Here is a 24,676-nt window from a genome sequence, read left to right on the forward strand (position 1 = left end):
GTTCTCCTCTCAGCCGAGGAACAACTGGCGACGGGCGGCGGAGGACTCGAACGCCTCCAGCCGACGCTGGGTCTCGGCGGGCGCGGCGTCGCAGATGGCCTGGAGGACCACCATCGCCAGGGTCATCGGGGCGGTGTGCAGGTCGAACACCAGATCGGTGCCGACGGCGGCGGGGAGCACCACCTCGGCGTGGTCGATGGCCGGGCTGACCGGCGAGTCGGTGATGGCCACCACGGTCAGCCCCGCGGCCCGTGCCTCGCGCAGCGCGTCCAGGGTCTCCCGGGGGTAGCGGGGCAGCACGAACGCCAGCAGGGCGGTCGCCCCGGCGGCGGCGGCCTGTTCGAGGCGGTCGGTGAGCAGGCTGCCGCCGTCGTCGAGCACCCGCACGTCCGGGTGCACCTTGGCGGCGAAGTACGCGAAGTACGCGGCCAGCGGCGCGGCGGCCCGCAGCCCGAGCACCGGCAGCGGGCGGCTCGCGGCGAGCAGCTCGCCCGTCTCGGCGATCCGGTCCAGGTCGGCGAGCTGCCCGGCCAGCCGCTCCAGGTTGCTCACCTCGGCCCGGACGGCGCGTTGCAGCTCGTTGCCGCCGCCGGAGGACCCGCCAGTGGCCGCGCCGGTCAGCTCGCGCAGCCGGCGGCGCAGCGCCGGGTAGCCGTCGTGGCCGAGCGCCACGGCGAACCGGGTCACCGACGGCTGGCTCACCCCGGCCAGCTCGGCCACCTCGGCGGCGGAGAGGTACGCCGCCGTGGCGGCGTGCTGCACCAGGCTGTGCGCGATGCGGCGCTGGGTGGGCGTGAGCCGCACGCCCTGGAAGAGGTCGAGCACCCGGTCGGCGGACGCCGCGACGGTGACTTCCTCATTCATGCGGCGACTCTATGCATGGAAACTTTCACGGGCAACCCCTCTGGGCCGGGAACACCGGCGGAGTGATGCTCCGGGGCTGACACGTCTCTGTACTATCCGCACGGCGGGTGAGCAGAGGAGTGTGGGGCATGCAGCCGGACGGTCCGTACAGGTTCACCGAGGTGATGGGCGTTTGCCAGGTCGGCAGAGCCTGGTGGGCCGTCGACGGGCAGGACCGGCTGGTCACGGTCGCGGTACTCGACCCGCTGGTGGCCGAGTACCCCGAGTGGCGGCGGGCCTTCTCCGGCATGGCCGACGTGCTGGCCGCGCCCGGCGGCGGTGGCCGCCCCTACATCGGCGCCGACTTCGACGCCGCCGCGCCCTGGGCCGCGTACACCGCCGACGGCGGGCCCGGCGCGGAGCACCTCTTCCAGGCGCTCGGCCACCCGATCCGCGCCGAGCAGGCGCGCGACGACAGCACGGTCGCGATGCTCCAGGTGCCCGCCCAGCCGACCACCGGGCCGACGGCGCACCCGACCACCGGGCCGACCACGCACCCGACGTCGGGTGGGCCGACGTCCGGTGGGCCGATCCCCACCCAGCCGACCTCCGGCGGGCCGGTCGCCGCGTGGGCGTTGCAGGGCGACCCGTACCAGCTTCGACCGGTCTCCGGGCAGCCGCACCCGGTCTCGGGGATCCCGCAGCCGGTCTCCGGGCAGCCGCAGCCCGTCTCCGGCATCCCGCAGCCCGTCTCGGGGGTCCCGCAGCCCGTCTCCGGGGCAGCGCCGTCGGTTTCCGGGCCGCCCCGCTCGGTCTCCGGGGTCCCGGGGTTCGCCACCGACCGGCCCGTGTCGGTGTCGCCGCAGCACCAGCCGGTGAGCGTCCCGCCGCACGACCCGTTCGCCTCGCCGGTCCGCCGCATCCAGCCCTCCGCGTCGCCCCGGCGGGGTGGCGTCGGGCCGCTGGCCGCCGTCGCGGCGCTGCTGCTGGTCGCCCTGGCCGTCGGCGGGGTCGGCGTCTGGGGCGTCACGGCCACCGGCCCCGAGGCGCCGGCGCCGACCGCCACGTCCACCGCCTTCCCGAGCGCCACCCCGGTCAGCCCCGGCCTCAAGCCGTGGGCGCAGGCCGCGCTGCGCAGCCCCGAGGAGCGGGCGCTGGCCACCGTCGGGCCGTCCATGGTGTTCATGGAGGTCGTCGTCACCGGGTACGTGCGGAACAAGGCGGACAACGCGCTGCTGCGCAAGGCCCCGGTCATCCTCAACCGGCGGTGCACCGGCTTCGTGGCCCGCCCCGACGGGCACGTCCTGACCAACAGCCAGTGCGTGCAGCCGACCCCGGAGATCCTGCTCTCCAACGCCCTCAGCGCCCTGGGTAACGCGCTCGCCGCCGGGGGCACCCTCGAGCGCTCCGAGGTCGCGGCCTTCGTCAAGGCCCGGCAGCGGACCGCCGTCTTCACCGGTCCCGAGGCCGGTACCCAGCCCGAGGCCCGGCTGTACGGGCAGCTCAACGTGGCCAAGGGCGACGTCACTGACACCCCGGCGATCCCCGGCACCGTCGTGCGCGCCCTCACCCTGGAGGAGGGCAACGTCGCGCTGGTCAAGCTGGCCCAGGAGAACCTCCCCACCGCCGAGCTGAACCCGTCGGCCACCGTCGCCGCAGAGACCCCCCTGCTCGTCCTCGGGTACGGCACCACGGACACCAGCTACCGCTCCGCCACGTACACGGTGTCGTCGAAGCCGGTGACGGTGACCGGGGTGGACGCCCCGTCGCCGGTGAACGCGTACCGGATCAACGAGGACCTGGGGCTCTACTCGCGGGGCGGCATCGCCATCGACGCCGGCGGGCGGGTGGTCGGGATGCTGGACAACGACATCCTGCGCCCCGACAAGGCCAACCGGGTGGTCGTCCCGGTGTCTGCCGTGACCGGCCTGCTCGGCGCGGCCGGCGTCGAGAACAGCCTCGGCGAGGCCGACAAGCGGTACCGCAGCGGCCTGGACGCCTACTTCGCCGGCCGGAACTCCGCCGCGATCAGCGAGCTGGACGGCGTCGTGCGGGACTCGCCGGCGAACCTGCTGGCGCAGGTCTACCGGCAGGCGGCGGTGGACAGCGGCGGCACCGACGGCGGGGCGGACCGGTTGGGCTGGGCGGTGCCGCTGCTCGCCGTGGCCGGGGGCGTGTTCGCCGCCGGGCTCGTCGGCCTGGTGGTGCTGCTGCTGCGGCGGCGCGGCCGGGCGTAACGGCACGCAGGCGGTGCGGCCTGCTGCGGCGGCGCGGCCGGGCGTAACGGCGGGGTGCGGTCAGCGGCCGGGCGCGGTCGTTCCGGTGAGGTACGGGCCGACCCGGGTGCGCAGCACCACCAGGGCGAACGCCCAGGGCAGCACCAGGGCGGTGGCCAGATCGAACCAGCCGCCCTCCGGCGGGGTCCGCAGCACCCACAGGATCGCCGCGTGGCTGAGCACGACGGCGATGCCGCACGCCGCGAGCCAACCGATCGCCCGGGCCGCCCGAGCGCCGACGTGCCCGTCCAGCCCCTCGGCGAGCCGGACCAGGCCGCCGCTGATCAGCACGGCGGTCAGCACGCCCAGCACGGGCCGGCCGAAGTCGCCGGCCTTCACGTCCAACGGGGTGCTCAGGCCGGTGGCCACCAGGGCCACGCCGAGCGCCAGCATCGCCGCCGCCAGGCCCACCGGGACGCGCTCGCGGAAGCGGCGCAGCAGTCGGCCGGCGAGCACGAAGACCAGGCAGGCCGGGACGAGGAAGACCCCGAGCGGGCCGGCGGTGACCGCGCCGGGCGCGAGATGAGCGGCGGCCAGCCCGCCCAGGGCCACCGCCCAGGTGACCGCCGCCGGGAAACGCTCCAGCCAGCGGTACGCGACGGCGATCAGCAGGAGCACCGAGACGAACCAGAACGCCGAGAAGGGCCGGACGGCCGCGGTGCCGCCCCACAGCGCGGCGCGGAACGCGCCCTCGGCCGCCTCCCCGGTGGCGGCGTCGGCGACGGCCAGCCCCGCGAAGAGCAGCACGAACCACGTCACGTACGGCAGGCCGAGGGTGCGCCAGCGCTTGCGCAGCTCGCCGCGCAGCGGGCGTCCGGGCGTCCAGAAGTAGCCGGTGAGCAGGAAGAACAGGGGCACGTGCCAGGTGTAGACGGCGGCCCGGGTGACGTTGTCGCTCCACACGTGACCGACGACCACGGCGGCGATGCCCACGACCCGTAGGAGATCGACTCCGGCGGATCGGGTGCTCACCGGTGCCGTCGTGCTGGTTGCCGCCATGGCGCGCATCATCGCAGACGTGTCTGGCCGGTCCGGTCCACCCCGAGGGCGTACCCGGGGCCGTCGTACGCCGTGCATCGCATAGCCTTGCCCGCGACGAGCAGCCCGACCCGGTGGAGGTGCGAGGGTGTCCGGTGTCCGCGCCCAGGTGCGTCGCCTGCGGTCGGTGCCGCGTCCGGCCTGGGTCGCCGCGGCGGTCGTCGGCCTGCTCCTCGCCTCGGTCGCCGTGGTGGTCTGGCCGGCGTCGAGGTCGGGGGAGCAGCGGGCCGCCTGGTCCGCGGGCGAGGGCGCGCCGCCGGCCCGGCCCGCCGCCCCCGTGGACGCCACGGCCTGCGCGGCCAACGTGGCGACCATGACCGGCTTCGTCCCCGTCTCCGCGCTGGACCTGCCCGCGCGTGCCAACTGGCGGGACCGCCCGCCGGCGTACGCGTTCGACCGGACGGCGGAGGTGGCCCGGGGCTTCGACCGGGTCGGCTACTGCCTGGAGCTGACCGGCCCGGCCGGCCCGAAATGGGTCTGGACGGCGCTGGAGCCGTTCACCGCCGACGCCCGCCGCCTCGGCCCGCCCGGTCGCGACGGCCGGATCGTCCGGCAGCGGGTCAACGACGTGGAGGTCGCCACCAACGTCGCGGGCCTGAGCACCGGCACCGGCCTGCCGGGCTACCTGGAGATGTGGCCCAACTCGTACGGCCCGGGCAGCTCGGGGCAGGTCTCCGGCGCGTCCGGCGCCCGGTACGACGCCGACGACGACGTGTTTCCCGCCGTCGGGTACGGCTCGTTCCAGGTGCACCTGGTCGGCGGCACCCGGCCGTCCCCGGTCGCGCCGCAGACCGTGCTGGCCGTCAACGGGTTCACCTCGAACGCCGCGCCGCTGTCGCTCGGCATCGGCACCGCGCCCGGGGATCGTCCCGACTGGACGTTCGCGGCCAATGCGACCGAGTTCACCCAGCGCCGGCTGACCGTGTACGCCCGGCCGTCGGTGCTCGACGTGCAGCAGCATCCCGCGGACCGCCAGCTCTATCCGCGCGACGCCGGCAACGGCGCGACGGTCGCCGTGTCCGGCAGGGTCACCGACCCCCGGGTCACCGCCGTTCAGCTCAAGGTCAGCAGCGGCGCCGACGGCTGGGAGGAGACCGTGCCGGCCGGAACCGGGCGGACCTTCGCCCTGCGGCACCGGATCACGGCGGGGCTGCGCGAGTACCGGGTGGAGCTGCGGGTGCTCGGCGACGGGGTGGTTCGCCGGGTCGGCCTGTGGGAGGGCGTGGTGGCCGGCGACGTCTACGTCATCCAGGGCCAGTCCAACGCGGTCGCCGGCATGCAGCGGGGCTCGGCGGCGGGGGAGGAGTCCCCCTTCCTGCGCAGCTACGGCTCGCCCGCGGCCGACCGTGCTCTCTCCGCCGCCGACCGGAGCTGGCACTACGCCGTCGGCGACGCGGCCCGGCAGCCGGGCTCGGTCGGGCAGTGGGGCATCCGGGCGGCCCACCGCCTCATGGACACCTACCGGATTCCGGTGGCCGTCCTCAACGGCGCCGAGAACGGCCGGCAGGTCTCCCACTTCCAACGCCACGACGCCGACCCCGACGACCTGGGCAGCAACTACGGCCGGCTGCGACGGCGGCTCAAGGCGGCCGGGGTGATCGGCGACGTGCGTGCCGTCCTGTGGTTCCAGGGCGAGGCCGACAACAACCGGACGGCCGCCCACGTCGCCGGGGTCACGGCGCTGCTGCGGGACTGGCGCGCGGACCTCGGCGCCGACGTGGACCGGGGGACCCGGTACTACGTGTTCCAGGTCCGCACCTCCCCGTGCGGCGACAGCGGCACTCCGGAGCTGCGCGAGGCGCAGCGCCGGATGGGCGACACCCTCGGGGTGACCGTGCTGTCCACCAACGGGCTCTCCGGCCACGCCGGCTGCCACTTCGACTGGGAGCGGGGGTACCGCGAGCTGGGCGACCAGGCGTTCGCCGTGCTGGCCCGGGACCTGCACAAGGGGCCCGGCGCGGGGGTCGCCCCGCCGAACCCGCGCTCCGCCGCCTTCACCGACGCCGCCCGCACCGAGCTGGTCGTCAAGCTCCGCGACGACGCCCCGCTGACCGTCGACCCCGGCGTCGGCGTCGACTTCCGCCTCGCCGGCACCGCCGCCACGGTCGTCGGGGTCGCCTACCAGGCGGGCGGCCGGCTGGTCCTGACCCTCTCCGGCCCGGCCGGTGCCGCCACGGCGGTGAGCTACCTGGGCCGGGCCGGGGCGGGGCCGTGGATCGTCAACCCCACCGGCGTCGGCCTGCTCACCTTCGCCGACCTGCCCATCGCCCCCGGCCCGTGACGGCGGCGGCGTCCACCGGCCCCGTGGCGGGCGGGCGGTGCGCCGGCGTCACCCACGACCGGGTCAGCATCAACGCCAGGAAGATCCAGGACAGGCCGTCGACCGAAAGCGGGTTCCACACCACCTCGGTGAGCGAGTAGACGAGCAGGAGCGCGACCGGGGCCTTCGCGGTGAACGCCCGCCCGTCGTCGACCCGCCCGTGCAGCAGCGCCGTGGCCCACAGCGCCCAGACCGCCAGGGCGACGAATCCGCCGGCGAAGACGACCAGCACGTACCCGGAGTGGAAGAAGTGCGTCGGCGCGTCCCCGGCGTCCTGCAGCCGGTACCACTTCGACACGCCGACCCCGGTGGCCGTCGCGTCGGCGAGGTACTCCCGGGCGACGACCCAGATGTTGCCCCGGTTGCTCAGCGTCGTCCTCGACGCCGTCCACATCAGGTACGTGGCGACGCCGACGGACGCCAGCACCAGCGCCGCGCAACCGGCCAGGTGGATGCGGGCGTACCGGCGGCGGCGCTCCAGCAGGAAGCTGCCGAGCAGCCACGCCCCGGCGGCGGCGAGCGCCAGGTAGCTGGTGCGCGAGCCCGTCGCCACGATGATCAGCAGGCAGAAGACGGTCGTCGCCGCCAGTTCGGCGCGGCGCAGCGCGCAGACGGCGGCGACCAGCGTGAACGACGTGATCAGCGCGATGTAGTTCTCGGAGTCGAAGAAGCTCTTGAACAGCGCCCCCGCGGCCGAGCACTTCTCCAGCTTCCCGGCCGTGCAGGGCCGCCAGGCCGCCGAACCGGTCAGGGCCGTCGGGATCGTCAGCACCGCCAGCACGGCCAGCCCGAGGTACGCCGTGGCCCGCGTGGTCAGCGCCGCCCGGCCGGCGAGCAGCGCCCCGGCGAGCAGCAGCAGCCCCGCCGCCGCGTACGCCACCAGCCGCGACCCGTAGAGCCCCGCCCCGGTGAGGGCGTCCACGGCGACGCACCAGACCAGCAGCACGGCGGCCGCCGCCCAGGCGACCCGCAGCCACCGGTCGTCGGGCCCGCGCAGGCCGAGGCTGTTCCGGCTGCGCAGGTTGACGCCGCCCCGGCTGCGCAGGTCGTGCCGGCCCGACCAGAGCACCCAGGCCAGCAGGCCCGCCACGAGCAGCCCGATGAGCGCGGAACTGCGCTTCCCGGCGAGCACCGGCGCGGCGCTCAGCCCGACCGCGAACCCGACCAGCGCGAGGGCGGTCCGCGCGTCGCCGAACGCCGCGACGACCTTCCCCCGCGTGGCCAGCAGCCACCCGGCCACCGCCAGGCCGCCGACCGTCAGCAGGACTCCGAAGAGGGTGACCAACTCAATCCCTTTCTCTGGTCGACGCCGGGCGCGGCGCGACGGCGGCGGTCGGACGATCGCGGCGGACGACGGCGGCGAGGAGGCCCCAGAGCAGCGCCACGAGGAGCGCGTCGCAGACCAGACTGGACACGACGGCGCCCTGCCAGCCGTACGCCGGGATCAGCCACACGTTCAGCCCCGCGTTGACGACGCCGACGGCGATCTGGCAGACCGTACGCCGCCCCTGCAGGCGGCTGCCCGACAGGGTGTCCGCGGCCAGGTAGTGCAGGGACTTCAGCACCAGCAACGCGCTGAGGCCCTGCAGCGCGGGCGTCGCCGCCGCGTACTCCGCGCCGAAGACCAGCGGCATCGTCGGAGCGAGCGCGACCAGCAGCAGGGCGGCGGGAACGCTGAACCCCAGGTACTTCGGCAGCAGCGAGCGGGTCAGCCGCAGCGCCGCCCGGGGGCCGGCGCGGCCCGCCTCGAAGAAGCGGGGGTACGCGACCGCCGCCATCGACCGCGCCGGCGTGTACGCGAAGTCGACCACCCGGTATGCCGCCGCGTAGACGGCCGCGCCCTCCGGGCTGCCCAGCCGCGCCAGCATCACCTTGTCGAGGTCGTTGTAGACGCTCTGCGCCGACAGCCCGACGGCGAAGAGCATGCCGGTGCGGGCCTGCGCGAACGAGCCGCGCACGTCCACCGGCAGGCGGCCCGGGCCGCGCGCGCCGTACCAGAGCACCGGCAGGCAGATCACGCCGGAGACGACGACGGCCGTCACGGCCCACGCGTGCAGGGTCAGCGGACCCGCCGCGGCCAGCGCCAGGACCACCGCCGCGACCAGCCGGCACACGTGCAGCAGGGCGGGGATCAGCGAGGCCGCGAAGACCCGGCCCCGGGCCTGGACGGAGGCCGCCACGACCTCGACGAGCCGCCAGGCCAGCAGGTCCGCCACGGCCAGCGCGGCGACGTCCACCAGGCGCACCTGCCCGCCCCAGATCGCCACCCCCGCCGCAGTCACCAGGACCGCCGCGCCCGCGCCGAAGGTGGCGGTCAGCACCAGGCCGCGGGCGAGGTGGCGGCGCCACTCGGCCGGCGCGTCGGCGTAGCTCTGGAAGATCAGGCTGGGCACGCCGGCCGACGCGAACGGAGACACCACCGCCACGAGCGCGGTGACGCCGACGAACAGCCCGTACGCCTCGATCGGCATCTCCCGGGCCAACAGCACGAAGAGCACGCCCTGCGCGAGGGTGCGCAGCAGCGTGCCGATCAGGAACGTGCCCGAGCGGCGCAGGAAGCCGTCGCCCCGGCGGCGGTGCGGCGGTGCGGCGGGGCCGCCCGGCCGGTCGGCCTCGGTGCCGGCGACGGTCATCGGGTCAGCTCCTGGACCCACCGGCGGCTCACCACGGCCGGGTCGAGCGCCGCCGACCGGGCCCGCCACGCGCGGGCGAAGTCGTCCGGGCCGGGCCGGCCGTCCCCGGTCAACCGCCGCACCACCTCGGCGAGCGCCGCCGGGCCCGGCTCCGCCGCCAGGGCGCCGGGCACCAGGGCCGGGATCAGCTCGTCCAGCGCGGGCACCGGCAGGGCGGCCACCGGCAGCCCCGCCTCGGCCGCCTCGACGACGCTGAACCCGAACGTCTCCGCCCGCGACGGGTGCACGAGCAGGTCCGCCTCGGCGAGCAGCCCGGCCACCCCCGGCAACCTGCCCAGGAACGTCGCCCGGTGCGCCACGCCCAGCTCCCGCGCCCGGGCCTGCAGCAGCGCCCACTCCTCGCCGTCCCCGGCGAGCGAGAGCCGGTACGTCTCCGGCAGCAGCGCCAGCGCGTCCAGCGCGCAGCCGTGATTCTTGAGCGGCCGGAGCGCGGCCGTGGTGACCAGGTGGATCCGGTCGGGGTCGGCCACCGGCCGGGGCGGGACGTCCGGGGCCACCGGAACGGCATTGGGGATGGTGACGACGGGCTGCCCGGGGGCGAGCCGCCGCACGGTCCGCGCCACGCCGTCGGAGACGGCCACGACGAGCCGGGGACGCAGCGCGGCGGCCCGGCTCGCCCGGGCCAGCGCGCGCACCCGCCGGTCGATGTCCAGCCGGGCCGGCAGCAGCGAGTGCTCCCAGGCGACGAAGTCGCGGCCGGTGCCGGCGAGCGCCGCGCCCACCGGCACCGCCCCCCACAGCCCGCTGGCCACCACCTGCACGTCGGCCGGCAGGGCGCGCAGCCGGCGGCGCAGCGGCGGCACGGCCTCCACCAGCCGGGTGATCCGGGTGCCCAGCCCCAGGTGGTCGACGGCCAGGTCGTCGAGGCCGGCCGGGACGGCCCGGGACAGCACGGTCGCGGTGACCTCGACCCCCTGCGCCCGCAGCCCGCGCATCAGCAGCACGGCCGCCCGCTCCATGCCGTACAGGGGCTCCAGCTGCGGCAGGACGAAGTGCAGGCGCATCAGCGGACCCCGTCGCCCGGTCGCGCGTCGACGGGACGGGACGCGGCGCGGGACCCGCGCAGGGCGAGCCGCTCCAGCGTCGCCCGGGGCACGAGGCCCAGCGCGGCGATGGTCGCGTTGGGCACCGACGGCGGCGAGTTGCGTCGGATGGCGCGCACCAGCTCGCGCGCGCCCGCCCAGTCCCGCGCCTGCAGGGCGTACCGCAGGGTCTGAGCGGCGACGAAGTCGGCGAACGTCTCCGGCGCCCACACCCCCTCCCACCGGCGCGCCCACTGCCACGAGGTGCGCCAGTCGGCGCCCGCCGAGATCGACCCGGGGCTGCCCACGGTGTAGACGGTGGTGGCCTCCGGCACCTGCGCGATCCGCGTGCCGGGGAGGCGGGCGGCCCGGACCAGCCAGTCCCAGTCCTGGTGGCGGGGGAGGGTCTCGTCCCACGGGCAGGCCGTGGCGAGCCGGTGGGTGGTCAGCAGGGTCGAGGTGGCCAGCGACTGGCGGCCGACGCCGAGGCGGCGGCGGCGGAAGAGGTAGTCCTCCGGCCGGACGTCCGCGCCGATCAGCTCGGTGGGCGTCGCCGTCGGCAGCGGCTCGCCGCCGGCCTTGCGTTGCAGGATCCGGGACGACACCACCGGCTGCCAGCCCTCGGCTGCCAGCCGCTCCAGGACGGGAAGCTGGACCGCCAGCTTGGTGGGCAGCCAGGCGTCGTCGTCGTCCAGGAACGCGACGTGGGTGCCGGACGCGGCGTGGGCGACGCCGAGGTTGCGCGCGTACGAGCCCCGCCGGCCGCCACCCGTGCGGACCACCTCGTCGATCTCCCCGCGCAGCGCGTCCACCGTCGCCGGCACCTCGGGCAGGTCGCAGACGACCACGACGTGCACGGACACCCCCCGCTGGGCGCGCGCCGACAGGACCGCCTCGGCGATGCTGGGCCGGCCCGTAGTCGGGATCACGACCGTAACGTCCGTCAACTGAATCTCCACAGAACTCGGGGGAAGGGGTCGCGCGCCGTCCTCGGCGGGCCGTCGGGGCACCGGTCAGCGCCCACCCGCGCGGAACACCTCCGCCACGGTGCGCAGCAGCACCTTGGCGTCCAGCCACAGCGACCAGTTCTCGATGTAGTAGTTGTCGAAGCGTGCCCGGTCGGAGATCGGGGTGTCCCCGCGCAGGCCGCTGACCTGCGCCAGCCCGGTGAGCCCGACCGGGGCCCGATGCCGCATGGAGTAGGTGGGGTACTCGGCGGAGAACTTCTCCACGAAGTACGGGCGCTCCGGGCGCGGCCCGACCACGCTCATGTCGCCGCGCAGGATGTTCCACAGCTGGGGCAGCTCGTCCAGGGACGTGCGGCGCATGAACCGCCCGACGGGGCCCACCCGCCGGTCGTGCGCGATCGACCAGTTCGTCCGCGACTCGTGCTCGTCCACCGGGCGCATCGAACGGAACTTGATGATGCGGAACGTCCGGCCGTGCCGGCCGATGCGCTCCTGGTGGAAGAAGATGTCCCGCCCGCCGTCGAGGAACGTCGCGACCGCGCAGAGCAGCAGCACCGGGCTGAGCAGGAGCAGCGCCAGCGAGGCGAAGACGATGTCCGACGCGCGCTTGAGCGCCCACCGGGGGCCGGAGAGGGTGATGTCGCCGACCTTGACGATCGGGATCGCCCCGATGTGGTCGCCGGAGGATCGGGAGCCCCAGAGCCGGGGCACCGCCCACAGGTCGCAGCCCGCGTTGCCCGGCCGGTGCAGGACCTCCATCAGCACCGGCTCCGGGCAGCCCGGGTCGGCGATGAGCAGCACCTCGCACTCGACCAGCGCCACGAGCTTCTCGAGCTGGTCGAGCGTGCCGATCAGCGGGTGCGCGCTGGGCGCCGGCCGCGCCGCGGCGTCGACGCAGCCGACGAAACGCAGCCCGTACTGGGGGTAGCGGCGCAGCAGGCGGGCCAGCTCCACCGCCGTCGGCCCGCTGCCGATGACGATCGCGTTGTGCTCCACCCACCGGCGCCTGCGGGCGACGAGGGTGAACTCGCGGGTCAGCGCGCGGCCGACGACGACCAGCCCGGCGGCGAGGGCCACCTGCTGGGTGAAGCCGAGCACGTACTCGGCCGACGCGTGGCGCAGGGCGGCGATGATGGCGACGATCGCGCCGCAGGCCAGCAGGCGACCGGAGAGGCTGGGCAGTTCGTCGAGGAAGCTGACGTGCCGGCGGGCCCGGTACAGGCCGCCCGCCGCGAAGAACGCGACGGTCAGCCCGGCCATCACCAGGGTGCCGCGCCAGTGCTGGTGGGTCAGCGCCAGCGGCACCAGCAGCGCGACGACGTCCACCGGGGCGGTCATCATCCAGGCCCGCAGCCACCGGGTCCGCCGGGAGGCGCGCGAACCGGCGTACGGCAGCACCGCCGTCGTGTCCAGGCCGGGCACGCTCACCCGCTCGCCGCCGGCCCGCTCGCCGCCGGCCCGGGGCGCGGGGAACCACGCACCGGGGTCCCGGTTCTGCGCGGTCGCCGGTACGCCCCGCGGCGCGGCGTCGTCGCGCGGCGCGGCAGCGGCGTGGTCTCCCGTCGCTGGTTGGCCTGACATGTCGGTCCTTCCCCCGTGGCCACCACGGACGGCACAGGTCGGTCCGTGGGGGCGCACGAAGGATACGAGTGCCGCGCGCGTCCCGACAGGGCCGACAGTGCAATCCGGCGTCCTACTTCCCGGCGGTGCCCAGAATCTCCGGCACGGCGTCCCGGCGTACGGCGTCGTAGAAGGTCTTCGCCTTGGCGGTGTCCGCGAAGACGACGCTCTCGCTGCCGACCCGGCCCGTGCCCCGCGTCGGGCTGGTGAAGAACACCAGGTTGCGGCCGCGCAGCCCGCGCAGGTCGGCCGCCGTGTCCATCAGGGACAGCTCCTTGTCGACGGAGACCGCGGCCGAGGACGCCTTGACGAAGTCGTTGAGGCGGCCCGGGCTGGTGAGGATGCCACCCGAGGCCGCCTTGTCGAGGATCGCCTTGATGACCTGCTGCTGGTGCCGGATGCGGGCGAAGTCGCCGTCCGGGAACTGCTTGCGCTGCCGCGCGTAGTCCAGGGCGGTCTCCCCGTCCATCGTCTGCATCCCCTGCCGGAACGTGCGGAACGGCGGGTGGATCGAGGTGAAGGTCTTCTCCGCGTAAACGTCGATGCCGCCGAGGGCGTCGATGATCTCCGTGAAGCCGGCGAAGTCGATCACCGCTACGTGGTCGACGCGGACCTGGGTGAACTCCTCGACCGTCTGCACCATCAGCGGGATGCCGCCCCACGCGTACGCAGCGTTGATCTTGGCGTTCCGGCCGCCGTGCCCGGCCCTCGACCGTGGCACGTGCACCCACGTGTCCCGGGGAATCGAGACCAGCTGCGCGCTCTTCCGGTCCTTCGGCAGGTGGGCCAGGATGATCGTGTCGGTCCGCGAGCCCGTGGTGCCGTCCGGGTCCCGGGAGTCGCTGCCCAGCACCATGATGTTCATGGCGTCCCCGGCCACCACCGGCGGCCGGTTCTCCCGCGGCACCTCCGTGAAGGCGTCCACCCGCTCGATGTCCTTCTCCACCGAGCGCAGGTAGAGCGCCGCCGCGCCGACGCCACCGGCCCCGAGCAGGGCGACCACCAGCAGCGTGACGAGCGCGACCCGCCGGCCCCGGCGACGGCGCGCCGGGGGCCGCGGCTCCACGTCGGAGGCGGCGGCCGCGGGGCCGGGCGGCGCGGACCCCGCGAGCTGCTGATGATCTGGCATGGGCGCATGCTACTGACTCCCCGCCCTGCCGGGGGTCCCGGGAACGGTCCGAGCCTGTGACCCCCTCCGGCGGCGAGGGCCCCCGCGCATCGCCCGGACCTGGTACAACCCTCCCGTGGACGTCACGAAGCTCCGACGGGCCATCGCCCGCACCCGGCTCGCCCCGGTCGCCGCCTTTCCCAAGCGGCTCGCCCGGGTGGCCCGGCACGACGCCAAGGTGCTGCGCTCCTCCGCCCGGTGGCTGGTCACCTCCCGGGAGCATCACAACTACACATACGAGCTGACCAAGCTGAGTCGGCAGCACCTGGCCTGGTTCGTCAGCGTCGCGTGTGACGTGCCGGTGGCCCGGGTCCGGGGCTGGTTTGCCGAGATCGAGGGCGACGAGGAACTGCGCGGGCACATCGAACGGGCCACCGCCGAGGCGTCCCGCCGGGGCCTGGCCGACCGGAAGGTCCGCTACGCCCGCCGGATCGGCTGGTACGCCATGGTCCGCGCCACCCGCCCCGCGCACGTTGTGGAGACCGGCGTCGACAAGGGGCTGGGCAGCTGCGTGCTGGCCGCCGCCCTGCTGCGCAACGCCGCCGAGGGGCACCCCGGCCGGGTCACCTCGCTGGACATCAACCCCGAGGCCGGCTACCTGGCCCGCACCGCGCCCTGGTCGGAGGTGGTCGACCTGGTCGTCGGCGACTCCATCGCCTCGATCGAGGCCCTCGACCGTCCCGTCGACCTCTTCCTGCACGACAGCGACCACAGCCGGGCGCACGAGAAGCGCGAGTTCGACGCCGTCGAGCCGAAGCTCGCCCCCGGCGCGCTGCTGCTCACCGACAACGTCACCACCACCAACGTTCTCGCCGAACACGCCGAACGCACCGGCCGTCGCTTCCTCGCGTACCGGGAGACACCGGCCCGACACTGGTACCCGGGCGACGGGGTCGGGGCGGCCTGGTGAGGCTGGCGGCCGTGCACACGTACCCGGTCAAGGGCTGCCACCGGCTGGACCACGACGGCGCCCGGGTGGAACCGTGGGGCTTGGCCGGCGACCGGCGTTGGATGGTGGTCGACGCCGACGGCCTCGGCGTCACCCAGCGGGAGACCACCGCGCTGGTCGGGCTGCGGGCCGCTCCCCGCGACGGCGGCCTGGTGCTGCGGGCCGCCGGCCGCCCCGACTTGGACGTCGCCGAGCCGACCGGGGCGCCGCCGCTGCCCGTGCGGGTGTTCCGCGACCGGCTGCCGGCCCCCGCGCTCCCCGCCGGGCCGGCCGCCGACGACTGGCTCAGCGCCCTGCTCGGCCGCCCGGTCCGCCTGGTCTACCTGGCCCGGCCCACCCGGCACCTGGCGCCCGGCGCCCGCGCCCACGACACCGGCGACCGGGTCAGCTTCGCCGACCAGTACCCCCTGCTGCTGGCCACCACCGGCTCCCTCGACGCGCTCAACGGCTGGCTGGCCGAGGCCGGCGAGGCACCCGTGCCGATCAGCCGGTTCCGGCCCAACCTCGTCGTCGACGGGGCACCCGCCTGGGCCGAGGACGACTGGGCCGGCCGGTGGCTGCGGATCGGCTCCGCGCGCTTCCGCGCCGCCGGCCCGTGCGGCCGCTGCGTGGTCACCACCACCGACCAGGAGACCGGGGTACGCGGCAAGGAGCCGCTGCGCACCCTCGGGCGGCACCGGAACATCGACGGAAAGCTGCCGTTCGGCCTGCACCTCGTCCCCGACGGGCCGGGTGTGGTGCGCGTCGGGGACCCGGTGGGGCCGGCGGACTGACCGGGCACGGACGCCGGCGGCTGACGCGCAGCGATCGGCCGTAGGTCACGGCCGAATGCGCGCCGTGCCCGACAGGAATGCCGCGAGGCGATCGGCTTCCTGGGCGACCGCGGTGCGTTCGGCGCGGGTGAAATCACGCAGCGGTGTGACGGAGATGGTTCCGGCGGTACCGGTCCAGGTGGCGGCCACTCGGCCGTCGACGAGGACAAGGCGCTCCCCGGCCACGGACAGGCCCCGGTGGCTGTCGTCGATGATGCGGCTGCGGTCGTGGTAGCCGAGGATGACGTTGTCGAAGGCTGGTAGGAAACGGACGGGTGCGGGCGTGTCGGGCTCGGGTCTTGGGGCGTCGGGGAGGTCGAGCAGTTCGCGGCCGCGGTGGTCGCGGAAACTGACCAGTTCGTCGCGGACCGCGGTCACGGCGTGGGGCAGACCGGCCAGTCCACACCAGGCGCGTAGGTCGGCGCTGGCGGCGGGGCCGAACGCCCGCAAATATCGGCGCACCAGGTCCTCGCCGGCGGGGTCAGCGCGGCCGGTTGCCAGCGACGCCCCCGGCGTGGCATCGAGCGGGACGGGACGGCCGAGCCAGGTGGACAGGGGCAGGTACAGCGCTCCGGCGGTGCTGCGCCAGGTGCCGCGCGGCGGAAGTTGGACCGTCGGTACGAGCGCGGCGACGACGGCTTCGCCCAGTACGCGAGGTGCTGGCCCTGGCCAGTGCTCGGCCAGGGCGCGTCCGATGTCGCCGAGTGAGCGGGCCTGTCCGTCGGCCATGAGCGCCTGTGCCCGGGCTGCGAGGTCGTCCAGGTTGAGCCCGGTGAGCTCGCGGCGGTAGGTCCCGAGGGTCCGCTGCCGGAGCAGGGCGTGGTGGCGTGGCCGCCAGTTCCATGCGTCGTCCGCGGCAACGAGGTGCACGGTGCGGCGCATGAGGTGCAGCCGTACCAGGATCCGCTGCTCGAGGAGCCGGCTGAGTTCTTCGGGATTGAAGCCGTTCATGCGGGACCAGAGGCCGATGAAGGGTTCCTGTGGTTCTTGGGCCTGCAGTCCGCCCAGCCGGGCGACGGTGCTGAGCACGGTCGCCTCGGTGCGTTCGAGCAGGAATTGGCGTGCCAGGGTCGCTCGATTGAGCGCGCGGGCGTCGAGGCGCGTGGTCACAGCTGCTCCGTCATGGTCAGGTCAGGCGGCCCAAGGGGCGCGTGCGCGTGCACCAGGCGGAGGGTCAGCCGGCGTCGTACTCGACCGCGACGTCGAGAACCCAGGTGACGCCGAAGCGGTCCTTGAGCATGCCGTAGAGCGGGGCCCAGCCGGCGGGGCCGAGGTCCTGGAGGACGATCGCGCCTTCGGACAGACCCTTCCAGTAGGTGGTGATCTCGTCCTCGTCCTGGCTGCGGACGGAGACGAAGACCGCCTTGTCGCCGGGGCCGTAGGACTGGTTGCCGGGCACGTCGTAGGCCATGACGTGGAAGCCGTTGTCGGCCCGGACCTGGCCCCACATGATCTGGTCGGCCTCGGCCGGGGCCGAGACGTTGTGGGCGTCGGAGTAGGTCACCAGGGCGATCTGGCCGCCGAACACGGACTGGTAGAACTCCAGCGCCTGGCGGGCGGCGGCGCGGAAGTTCAGGTGGGTGGTGGTGGTGATGCCCACGATGGCTCCTGTCGAGAGATGGCAAAGGGGTAGATGGCCGGCTTCGCCCGGATCGTCGTGGCCGGCCGGTGTGAGCGAAGACTTGCAGCAGTAGGTGCCAGGGTGTGGCACCTACTGCGGGCAGAATCGAATTCATGCCGAAAACCTCCGCCCGACTGCTGGCCCTGCTGTCGCTGCTGCAGGCCCGGCGGGACTGGCCCGGCACACTGCTGGCCGAACGCCTGGACATCAGCCTGCGCACCGTGCGCCGCGACGTCGACCGGCTACGCGAACTCGGCTACCCCATAGCCGCAGTCAAGGGCCCCGACGGCGGCTACCGGCTCAGCGCCGGCACCGAACTACCCCCGCTGCTGTTCGACGACGAACAGGCAGTCGCCCTCGCCATCGCCCTGCAGATCACCGCCACCACCCCCGGCGACGGCCTCGCAGAAGCCGCCGCACGGGCACTGAACACCATCCGGCAGGTCATGCCCGCTCGGCTACGGCACCGCATCAACGCCCTGCGAGTCACCGCCGTCGAGCCGCCCACCACTCGGCCGGTCGCACCGGTCGACGGCGACGTGCTCCTGGCGGTCAGCGCAGCCGCCCACGCCCACGAGGTGCTGCGCTTCCACTACGGCCCCGAGAGCGCGGACAAGCCCCCGCGCCGCGTCGAGCCCCACCACGTCATCACCTGGGACGGGCGCTGGTACCTCGTCGCGTGGGACCTCGACCGCGACGAGTGGCGCATCTTCCGCGTGGACCGGATCATCCTGCGCACCCCGAACGGGCCCCGGTTCACCCCACGCGCGCTGCCCGGAGAAGACGTCGCCACCTACGTCATCGGCAGGTTCCGCGGCTCCGACGACGCCTCCGGTGGCTGGCCCTGCCGCGGCACGGTGATCCTCGACCTGCCCGCGGCCACCGCAGCCCTCTACACCCGCGACGGCGTCGTCGAGGAGTTCGGCCCCGACCGCTGCCGGCTCACCCTCGGGTCATGGTCATGGCCCAGCCTCGCCGCCGCCGCCGCCCGGTTCGACGCCGACATCGACGTCGTCGGCCCCGACGAACTGACCAACGCCTTCGCACACCTAGCCCGCAGGTTCACCAGAACCGCAGCCGGTGCCGGCACCGCAGCACCGACGCCCCGAGTCGAGGCGAACGGGTGAGCGGGCGAGCACCGAGCCCGGGCGGGGCGACGGCGATCAGGCGGTCGGGGCGGCGTCGGGGCACCCGTCGGCGGTCAGGTCGAGCCACATGAGGATCTCGTCCCGGTCGTCGCCCGGGGCGACCCGCAGCGCGCCCGGCAACCGGCCAATCTCCCGGTAGCCGAGCCGCGCGTAGAACCGCTCCAGCCCCAGTCCACCCCGCACGGTGACGTGCAGCGCCTCCCGGCCCAGCTTGCGGCCGAGCCGCTCCGCCTCGCGCATCAGCGCCAGCCCGTGCCCCCGGCCCTGGGTGTCGGGGTGCACCATCACCCGCTTCAGCACGCACCAGTGCGCCTTGAGATGGAACCGGTTGTCGGCGAGGACCAGCACGGCCACGGGGCGCGCGCCGTCGTACCCGACGAGCAGCCGGTCCGGGCCGTCGACGAGGTCGACGAAGGTCTTCTCGGCCACGGGGCGGACGTCGGCGGCGGTGACCGGCGCCACGAAGCCGACCGCGCCGCCGGCGTTGGTGACGTCCACCCAGAGGCGGACGATCTGCTCGCGCAGCTCGGGGGTCAGCTCGGGGTCGAGGACGAAGCGCAGACTCACGCTGCCATCCTGCCGCCGGGCGGCCCCGGCCGACCTGTGATCGTGATACGCCTGACAGCCGACGGCACGGCGGCCGACCCGTACCGCCGGCTGTCACCTCGTTGGTGCGGGAGAGGGGACTCGAACCCCCACGTCCTCACGGACACAGGAACCTAAATCCTGCGCGGCTGCCAATTACGCCACTCCCGCCGACGCGGAAAGTCTAGAGCGTCGGGCCGCCACCGTGTTGAGCGCCGCCGCCCGCAGGATGGTGGAGACGGTGCCATGGCTGACCGCGCAGCCTCCCTCGGGCAGTTCCCGCAGCAGACACGCGAGCTTCTTCGGCCCGAGCGTGGGGTTGGCCAGCGCGTGGTGGAGCACGGTCTCGCGGACCGCGGCTGCCCGCCACCGTCGCCCACCCTGCCTCCGCGACACCGAGCCCTGCTCCTCCAGACGCTGTCGGAGACGGTGAAGGTAGCCCGGGTGGCAGCCGGCCCGACGTGCCGCTTCCCCCGCGTCCAGTTCCCGGCGGTCGACGAGACGGAACAACTCGACCAGTTCCTCGGTCGTGACCGTCCGAGCCGTGGCGGACCCGTTCGCCTGGTCAGTGGCCGCCGGATCCGAGGGAGCCACCCCGAACCGGCGGCGGTTCCGGCCGGCGTAGGTGGGGGTCTGGCTGTGGCAGTTCGGGCAGAGCAGGCGGAGGTTCTCGCGCCGGCAGTCCCAGAAGCGGCCGTTGCGGTGATCGACCTGGAGCGTGAGGGGGCGGCCGTTCCAGCACGTACCCACGCCGCAGTCGGCGCACAGCAGGGGCGTCCCGGTCGACGCCAGTGCCCGGCGGAGCACGTCCGGATGTGCCCGGCGGCGGCTCGGATCCCGTAACACGAGCAGGTCGTCCGGGGACCGGGAGGACGGCCCCGAGGCTCGCCGGAGGCCGGTGCGCCGAAAATGAGAGGTGTCGATGCCATGTGCGTCGATGCGACGCCGCAGATGCGCGTGGGAGCCACCGTTCTGGGGCAGCCCCAGGTGTCTCAGGACGTCCGCGATGCTGTGCGAGGCCGCGACCAGGTCCCGCAGCAGCGCCTCCGAATACTTGTAACGGGCCACGTGCGAAGGGTAGTGGCCCGGTGTGACGGTCTCAGTCCAGCCCGAGGTCGCGGCGCAGCTTGGCGACGTGGCCGGTGGCCTTGACGTTGTAGAGCGCCCGCTCGATCTTCCCGTCCGGGTCGATGACGAAGGTGGACCGGATCACCCCGGTCACCGTCCGGCCGTACGACTGCTTCTCGCCGTACGCGCCGTACGCGGTGAGCACCGCCTTGTCGGCGTCGCCGACCAGCGGGAAGGTGATGGCGTCCCGGTCGCGGAACTTCGCCAGTTTCTCCGGCTTGTCGGGGGAGATGCCGACCACCTCGTAGCCGGCCGCCTGGAGCGAGGCGAGCGAGTCGCGGAAGTCGCACGCCTGCTTGGTGCAGCCGGGGGTCATCGCGGCGGGGTAGGCGTACAGGATGACCTTCCGGCCGCGCAGGTCGGCCAGGGAGAGGGTCTCGCCGGTGTCGGTCGGCAGGGTGAACTCGGGCGCGGGGTCACCGGGGTTGAGTCGGGCGGGCGCGGTCATGGCGGAAACCCTACCGCCGTCCCGGCGCGGGCCGGCGTGGGCGACGCGCCGGCACTCGTGAGCAACTTCATGGCTTGTTGCAAGCTATTGGCAACAGTGGTTCTCTGGAAATAGGGTTACCTCGTCGGTGCGGGCCCGCCCACCGCGCCCCGGGAGGTCGAGTGGAAACCCTGGCGATGCACATCTCCAACGGGATCGTCAACGGTCCCGTCGCCGCCCTCTTCGCCGCCTTCGCGCTGGCGGTGCTGGCCCTGTGCGTGCTGCGTGGCCGGCGCGACCTGGACGACCGGCTCGCCCCGATGGCCGGCCTGGTCGCCGCGTTCATCTTCGCCGTCCAGATGCTCAACTTCCCGATCTTCACCGCCGGCGTGAGCGGTCACCTGCTCGGCGGCGCGCTCGCCGCGATGCTGGTCGGCCCGTGGGTCGGCGCGCTCTGCGTGGCGGTCGTGCTGGTCGTGCAGGCGCTGGTGTTCGGCGACGGCGGGGTGGCCATGCTCGGCCTGAACATCAGCAACATGGCCGTCCTCGGCACCGCCGCGGCGTACCTGCTGATCACCCTGCTGCTGCGGGTGCTGCCCCGCAACCCGGCCGGCCTCGGCGTGACCGCCTTCGTCTCGGCGCTGGTCAGCGTCGTCGTCGCGTCCCAGGGCTTCGTGCTGCAGTACTGGCTGGGTGGCACCACCGACCTGGGCGGCAACCTGGCCGGCCTGGCCGGCACCATGGCCGGCGCCCACCTGCTGATCGGCATCGGCGAGGGCCTGATCACCGCGACCACCGTGGTCACCGTCGCGAAGGTCCGCCCCGATCTCGTGTACGCGCTGCGCGCCCTGAAGCCGGCCGCGCCGGCTCCCGTCGTCCCGGTCGCCGGAGGTGCCCGATGAGCAAGCGTCCCTGGGCATTCGTCGTCGGTGGCCTGCTGGTCGCCCTGCTGCTGGCCGGTGTGGTCAGCAACTACGCCTCGTCGCACCCGGACGGGTTGGACTCGTCGCTGCTCAAGGGCTGCACGGTCAACGCCGAGGACGAGATCACCGGCGGTAGCTGCCCGGCCCAGCAGACGCGGGACCACGAGCTGGCCGACAGCCCGCTGGCCGACTACGGCATCCGGGGCGTGGACAACGACTTCCTCTCCACCGGCCTCTCCGGCGTCCTCGGGGTGCTGCTCACCTTCGCCGTCGGTGGCGGCGTGTTCTGGTTGCTGCGCCGCCGGGGCTCGGGGCAGGGCGCCGGCCACACCACCGCCGCCGGACCGACCGGCGGGGAGCAGGCCGGGGGCGACCCGGTCGGCGGCGGGCGCGGCGACGACGCCTCGCGCGTGGCGAACAGCCGGTAGGCGGGACGGCGATGGGGGCCGGCCACGCCCACGTGCTCTACCGGGAGTCGTCCTCGCCGGTGCACCGCCTCCCGCCGGAGGTGAAGATCGCCGCGATGGTGCTGTTCACCGTCGCGGTGGTGGCCACCCCGCGCGCGGCGTTCTGGGCCTTCGGCGGGTACGCCCTGCTGGTCGCGGTGGTGGCCGCGCTGGCCCGGGTGGGGCCGGGCTGGCTGCTGCGCCGGGCGGCGATCGAGCTGCCGTTCGTGCTGTTCGCGTTCGCGCTGCCGTTCCTCGGGGCGGGCGAGCGGGTCGACGTGGCGGGGCTGAGTCTCTCCGTCGACGGGCTGCTCGGCGGGTGGAACATCATCGCCAAGGGCACCCTCGGCGTACTGGCGTCGCTGCTGCTCGCGGCGACCACGACGACCCGGGACCTGATCGTCGGCCTGGACCGGCTGCGCTGCCCGCAGATCCTCACCCAGATCGCCACCTTCATGCTGCGCTACCTGGACGTGCTGGTCGGCGAGGCCCGCCGGATGCGGGTGGCCCGGGTCTCCCGGGGGGACGACCCGCGGTTCCTGTGGCAACTGCGCGGTTTCGCCGCCGGGATCGGGGCGCTGTTCCTGCGCGCGTTCGAGCGCGGCGAGCGGGTCTACCTGGCGATGGTGTCGCGCGGCTACTCCGGCCGGATGCCGGCGGTCTGGCAGGGGGCGGGCGCGGCGACCGCCGGGCAGTGGCTGGTCGGGGCGGCGGTGCCGCTGGTCGCGGCCACCATCGCCGGGGCCGCCGTCGTCCTGCAATGATCGGGTACGTGCAGACCCCGGCTCCTGTCTCCCTCGACGTGCGCGGCGTGCGGTTCGCCTATCCGGACGGGCACGTCGCCCTGCACGGGGTGGACCTGACCGTGCCGCGCGGCGAACGGGTGGCGCTGCTCGGCCCCAACGGTGCCGGCAAGACCACCCTGGTGCTGCACCTCAACGGCATCCTCACCGCCACCGAGGGTTCGGTGCGCGTCGGCGGGCTGACCGTCAGCCGGGACCGGGGCACCCTCGCGGAGATCCGCCGCCGGGTGGGCATCGTCTTCCAGGACCCGGACGACCAGCTCTTCCTGCCCACCGTCGCTGAGGACGTGGCGTTCGGGCCGGCCAACCTGGGGCTGCGTGGGGCGGAGCTGACGGCCCGGGTGGACGAGGCCCTGGCGGCGGTGGGGATGGGCGAGCACCGGGACCGCACCCCGCACCACCTGTCGTTCGGGCAGCGCCGCCGGGTGGCGGTGGCCACGGTGCTGGCCATGCGGCCGGAGATCCTGGTGCTCGACGAGCCGTCGTCGAACCTCGACCCGGCGGCCCGTCGGGAGCTGGCCGGGATCCTGCGCGCCCTGCCGGTGACGCTGCTGATGGTCACCCACGACCTGCCGTACGCGCTGGAGCTGTGCGACCGCTCGGTCATCCTCGACGAGGGACGCATCGTCGCCGACGCCCCCACCCGCACCCTCCTGGCGAACCAGGAGTTGCTGTCGACCCACCGCCTGGAACTTCCCTACGGCTTCACCCCTCACCTCTGACCCGGGGCGGTCGGGGCGCCGTGGTGCCGCTGGATGGGGCGTTAGGACGGTTCGTTCCCCAGCGCGAGCCCATGATCGACGCCGGAGGGCGACGGGGCGGGGCGGGCCGCGGCGGCGGCGCGGAGGCGGAGGAGGCCGGCGGCTGTGGCGCCGGCTCCTCCGGCCAGGACCAGGGTGACCAGGAGGCGGGCCAGGCCGCCGGGCCAGGGGGCCGGGGGAACCGAGCGGCTGAGGACGGCGAGGTTGGTGACGCCGACGAACAGGGCCAGGCAGGCCCCGGCCAGCGCCAGCGCGAAGTCGGCGGCGGGGCGGCGGGCCAGCGCGTACCCGCCCGCCGCGAGCGCACCCAGGCCGGTGAGCACCGCCCAGACCTGCCCGGCGAGCAGGCCGGCCAGCACCCCGCCCAGCCCGGACGCGCCGGCGTCCAGCTCCCGGCCGACGGTGAGCACGATCGCGGCCACCCCGCCGACGGTCAGCGCCGCGCCGACCCCGGCCAGCGCCCTGGCCGCCGCCGCGGTGCCGGCGGCCAGCAGCCCGGCGGCGCCCAGCGCGAGGAAGCCGAGGGTCGCCGCCACCCACCAGGGGTACGGGTCCGGCGGCGGCACCCAGTCGAGGGTGCCCCGGACCTCCACGGGCTCGGTGCCGTCGCGCAGTGGCACGGCCCAGTCCAGGACCCGCTGCTCCCGGGTCGGGTCGGCGCGCACCCGCGCGGGCGGGTCGGGCTCCTGCCACCGGATGCGCCGGTCGTGCCAGCGGGCCGCCGGCCCGTCGTCGATCCGCCGCCAGTCCGGGGCGGCGGCCGGGTCGGCCTGGGCGGGCAGGGTGGCGTCCCCCGACAGGGTCCGGTTCAGGTATGTCGCCGGGGAGCGGCTGTTCTCGAACACCCCGTCCGGCCCGACCCGCAGGTACGGCTCCCCGGAGTAGCCGATCACCTCGACCGGCCGCCCGGTGCGGTTGACCAGCTCCAGCCGGGCCCCCGCCTCCACCACCCGGACGGTCAGCCCCGGGCGGGCCGGGGCGACCCCGATCGCCTCGGCCCGGTAGTCGGTGCCGTCCGGGGCCTCCCCGCCGTGCGCGGCGGCCGGCGCGGCGGTGCCGAGGACGGCGACCAGCATGGCGGCGGCGACCAGCCCGCCCCGACGGAGCAGCCCACCCGGGCGCACC

23 protein-coding genes and 1 tRNA gene are annotated in these 24,676 nt (G+C 74.8%); 9 read left to right on the top strand and 15 right to left on the bottom strand.

Features of this window, described 5'->3' with window-relative positions; translation table 11 throughout:
* Nucleotides 1-9: 9 nt before the first annotated feature.
* On the bottom strand, nucleotides 10-864 hold the full coding sequence (locus ACQPZO_RS06445; protein ID WP_433347929.1) for a MurR/RpiR family transcriptional regulator: 855 nt from the start codon (nucleotides 862-864) through the stop codon (nucleotides 10-12).
* Between the two features lie 128 nt (nucleotides 865-992).
* Here ACQPZO_RS06445 and ACQPZO_RS06450 point away from each other — a divergent pair, with 128 nt between their 5' ends.
* Nucleotides 993-3,080: a trypsin-like peptidase domain-containing protein gene (locus ACQPZO_RS06450; protein ID WP_433347930.1), complete on the top strand. Its 2,088-nt coding sequence runs from the start codon at nucleotides 993-995 to the stop codon at nucleotides 3,078-3,080.
* Nucleotides 3,081-3,140: 60 nt separating this feature from the next.
* Here ACQPZO_RS06450 and ACQPZO_RS06455 read toward each other — a convergent pair whose 3' ends face one another.
* Nucleotides 3,141-4,118 (bottom strand): acyltransferase family protein, encoded by a 978-nt coding sequence (locus ACQPZO_RS06455; protein WP_433347931.1) that lies wholly within the window; start codon nucleotides 4,116-4,118, stop codon nucleotides 3,141-3,143.
* A 127-nt stretch (nucleotides 4,119-4,245) separates the two neighbouring features.
* On the opposite strand from ACQPZO_RS06455, the gene ACQPZO_RS06460 reads away from it, so the two are divergent.
* A complete protein-coding gene (locus ACQPZO_RS06460) occupies nucleotides 4,246-6,438 on the top strand; it encodes a sialate O-acetylesterase (protein WP_433347933.1) in 2,193 nt (730 codons plus the stop codon).
* Here the strand turns inward: ACQPZO_RS06460 and ACQPZO_RS06465 are convergent.
* The 6 genes from ACQPZO_RS06465 to ACQPZO_RS06490 form a co-directional block, all read right to left on the bottom strand.
* The gene (locus ACQPZO_RS06465) at nucleotides 6,401-7,762 is read right to left on the bottom strand and encodes an O-antigen ligase family protein (RefSeq protein ID WP_433347934.1); all 1,362 of its coding nucleotides are present in this window, start codon (nucleotides 7,760-7,762) and stop codon (nucleotides 6,401-6,403) included. The genes ACQPZO_RS06460 and ACQPZO_RS06465 overlap by 38 nt on opposite strands.
* Nucleotide 7,763: 1 nt before the next feature.
* Entirely contained in the window at nucleotides 7,764-9,110 is a 1,347-nt protein-coding gene (locus tag ACQPZO_RS06470; protein WP_433347936.1) for a lipopolysaccharide biosynthesis protein, read from the bottom strand.
* A complete protein-coding gene (locus ACQPZO_RS06475) occupies nucleotides 9,107-10,174 on the bottom strand; it encodes a glycosyltransferase (RefSeq protein ID WP_433347938.1) in 1,068 nt (355 codons plus the stop codon). Before ACQPZO_RS06475 ends, ACQPZO_RS06470 begins: the two co-directional genes overlap by 4 nt.
* A complete protein-coding gene (locus ACQPZO_RS06480; protein ID WP_433347940.1) occupies nucleotides 10,174-11,121 on the bottom strand; it encodes a glycosyltransferase in 948 nt (315 codons plus the stop codon). Before ACQPZO_RS06480 ends, ACQPZO_RS06475 begins: the two co-directional genes overlap by 1 nt.
* 84 nt (nucleotides 11,122-11,205) lie before the next feature.
* On the bottom strand, nucleotides 11,206-12,741 hold the full coding sequence (locus ACQPZO_RS06485; protein ID WP_433347941.1) for a sugar transferase: 1,536 nt from the start codon (nucleotides 12,739-12,741) through the stop codon (nucleotides 11,206-11,208).
* Nucleotides 12,742-12,853: 112 nt separating this feature from the next.
* On the bottom strand, nucleotides 12,854-13,909 hold the full coding sequence (locus ACQPZO_RS06490) for an LCP family protein (protein ID WP_433347943.1): 1,056 nt from the start codon (nucleotides 13,907-13,909) through the stop codon (nucleotides 12,854-12,856).
* A gap of 115 nt (nucleotides 13,910-14,024) precedes the next feature.
* Between ACQPZO_RS06490 and ACQPZO_RS06495 the strand changes: the two genes are divergently transcribed.
* Nucleotides 14,025-14,858: a class I SAM-dependent methyltransferase gene (locus tag ACQPZO_RS06495; protein ID WP_433347944.1), complete on the top strand. Its 834-nt coding sequence runs from the start codon at nucleotides 14,025-14,027 to the stop codon at nucleotides 14,856-14,858.
* Complete coding sequence (locus ACQPZO_RS06500) at nucleotides 14,855-15,670, top strand: MOSC domain-containing protein (RefSeq protein WP_433347946.1); 816 nt, start codon at nucleotides 14,855-14,857, stop codon at nucleotides 15,668-15,670. Before ACQPZO_RS06495 ends, ACQPZO_RS06500 begins: the two co-directional genes overlap by 4 nt.
* Nucleotides 15,671-15,715: 45 nt before the next feature.
* Here ACQPZO_RS06500 and ACQPZO_RS06505 read toward each other — a convergent pair whose 3' ends face one another.
* Both ACQPZO_RS06505 and ACQPZO_RS06510 read right to left on the bottom strand, forming a co-directional pair.
* Nucleotides 15,716-16,819 carry a winged helix DNA-binding domain-containing protein gene (locus ACQPZO_RS06505; protein ID WP_433347948.1) on the bottom strand — a complete coding sequence of 368 codons (1,104 nt, stop codon included), beginning with the start codon at nucleotides 16,817-16,819 and terminating at the stop codon, nucleotides 15,716-15,718.
* 64 nt (nucleotides 16,820-16,883) lie between these two features.
* Entirely contained in the window at nucleotides 16,884-17,309 is a 426-nt protein-coding gene (locus tag ACQPZO_RS06510; RefSeq protein WP_433347950.1) for a VOC family protein, read from the bottom strand.
* A 134-nt stretch (nucleotides 17,310-17,443) separates the two neighbouring features.
* On the opposite strand from ACQPZO_RS06510, the gene ACQPZO_RS06515 reads away from it, so the two are divergent.
* Nucleotides 17,444-18,457, top strand: coding sequence for a helix-turn-helix transcriptional regulator (locus ACQPZO_RS06515; RefSeq protein ID WP_433347951.1), 1,014 nt, complete (start codon nucleotides 17,444-17,446; stop codon nucleotides 18,455-18,457).
* 36 nt (nucleotides 18,458-18,493) lie between these two features.
* Here the strand turns inward: ACQPZO_RS06515 and ACQPZO_RS06520 are convergent, their stop codons facing one another.
* The 4 genes from ACQPZO_RS06520 to bcp all read right to left on the bottom strand — a co-directional run bounded on the left by ACQPZO_RS06520 (nucleotide 18,494) and on the right by bcp (nucleotide 20,639).
* Nucleotides 18,494-19,045, bottom strand: coding sequence for an N-acetyltransferase family protein (locus tag ACQPZO_RS06520; protein WP_433347953.1), 552 nt, complete (start codon nucleotides 19,043-19,045; stop codon nucleotides 18,494-18,496).
* A 102-nt stretch (nucleotides 19,046-19,147) separates the two neighbouring features.
* Nucleotides 19,148-19,234 (bottom strand) — tRNA-Leu (locus ACQPZO_RS06525).
* Nucleotides 19,220-20,131: an HNH endonuclease signature motif containing protein gene (locus ACQPZO_RS06530; RefSeq protein ID WP_433347955.1), complete on the bottom strand. Its 912-nt coding sequence runs from the start codon at nucleotides 20,129-20,131 to the stop codon at nucleotides 19,220-19,222. The genes ACQPZO_RS06525 and ACQPZO_RS06530 overlap by 15 nt, the downstream gene beginning before the upstream one ends.
* 31 nt (nucleotides 20,132-20,162) lie before the next feature.
* Nucleotides 20,163-20,639 carry a thioredoxin-dependent thiol peroxidase gene (gene bcp / locus ACQPZO_RS06535; RefSeq protein WP_350886294.1) on the bottom strand — a complete coding sequence of 159 codons (477 nt, stop codon included), beginning with the start codon at nucleotides 20,637-20,639 and terminating at the stop codon, nucleotides 20,163-20,165.
* Nucleotides 20,640-20,800: 161 nt separating this feature from the next.
* Between bcp and ACQPZO_RS06540 the strand changes: the two genes are divergently transcribed.
* The 4 genes from ACQPZO_RS06540 to ACQPZO_RS06555 are packed head-to-tail and all read left to right on the top strand — an operon-like array spanning nucleotide 20,801 to nucleotide 23,512.
* The gene (locus tag ACQPZO_RS06540; protein ID WP_433347957.1) at nucleotides 20,801-21,520 is read left to right on the top strand and encodes an energy-coupling factor ABC transporter permease; all 720 of its coding nucleotides are present in this window, start codon (nucleotides 20,801-20,803) and stop codon (nucleotides 21,518-21,520) included.
* On the top strand, nucleotides 21,517-21,969 hold the full coding sequence (locus tag ACQPZO_RS06545; RefSeq protein ID WP_433347959.1) for a PDGLE domain-containing protein: 453 nt from the start codon (nucleotides 21,517-21,519) through the stop codon (nucleotides 21,967-21,969). Before ACQPZO_RS06540 ends, ACQPZO_RS06545 begins: the two co-directional genes overlap by 4 nt.
* Before the next feature lie 11 nt (nucleotides 21,970-21,980).
* Nucleotides 21,981-22,751, top strand: coding sequence for a cobalt ECF transporter T component CbiQ (gene cbiQ, locus ACQPZO_RS06550; protein WP_433347961.1), 771 nt, complete (start codon nucleotides 21,981-21,983; stop codon nucleotides 22,749-22,751).
* Nucleotides 22,748-23,512 (top strand): energy-coupling factor ABC transporter ATP-binding protein, encoded by a 765-nt coding sequence (locus ACQPZO_RS06555; RefSeq protein ID WP_433347963.1) that lies wholly within the window; start codon nucleotides 22,748-22,750, stop codon nucleotides 23,510-23,512. The genes cbiQ and ACQPZO_RS06555 overlap by 4 nt, the downstream gene beginning before the upstream one ends.
* Nucleotides 23,513-23,553: 41 nt before the next feature.
* Here the strand turns inward: ACQPZO_RS06555 and ACQPZO_RS06560 are convergent, their stop codons facing one another.
* On the bottom strand, nucleotides 23,554-24,675 hold the full coding sequence (locus tag ACQPZO_RS06560) for a hypothetical protein (protein ID WP_433347964.1): 1,122 nt from the start codon (nucleotides 24,673-24,675) through the stop codon (nucleotides 23,554-23,556).
* Nucleotide 24,676: the final 1 nt, after the last annotated feature.

The sequence above is a fragment of the Micromonospora sp. CA-111912 genome (assembly GCF_050948415.1).
GTDB lineage: Bacteria > Actinomycetota > Actinomycetes > Mycobacteriales > Micromonosporaceae > Micromonospora.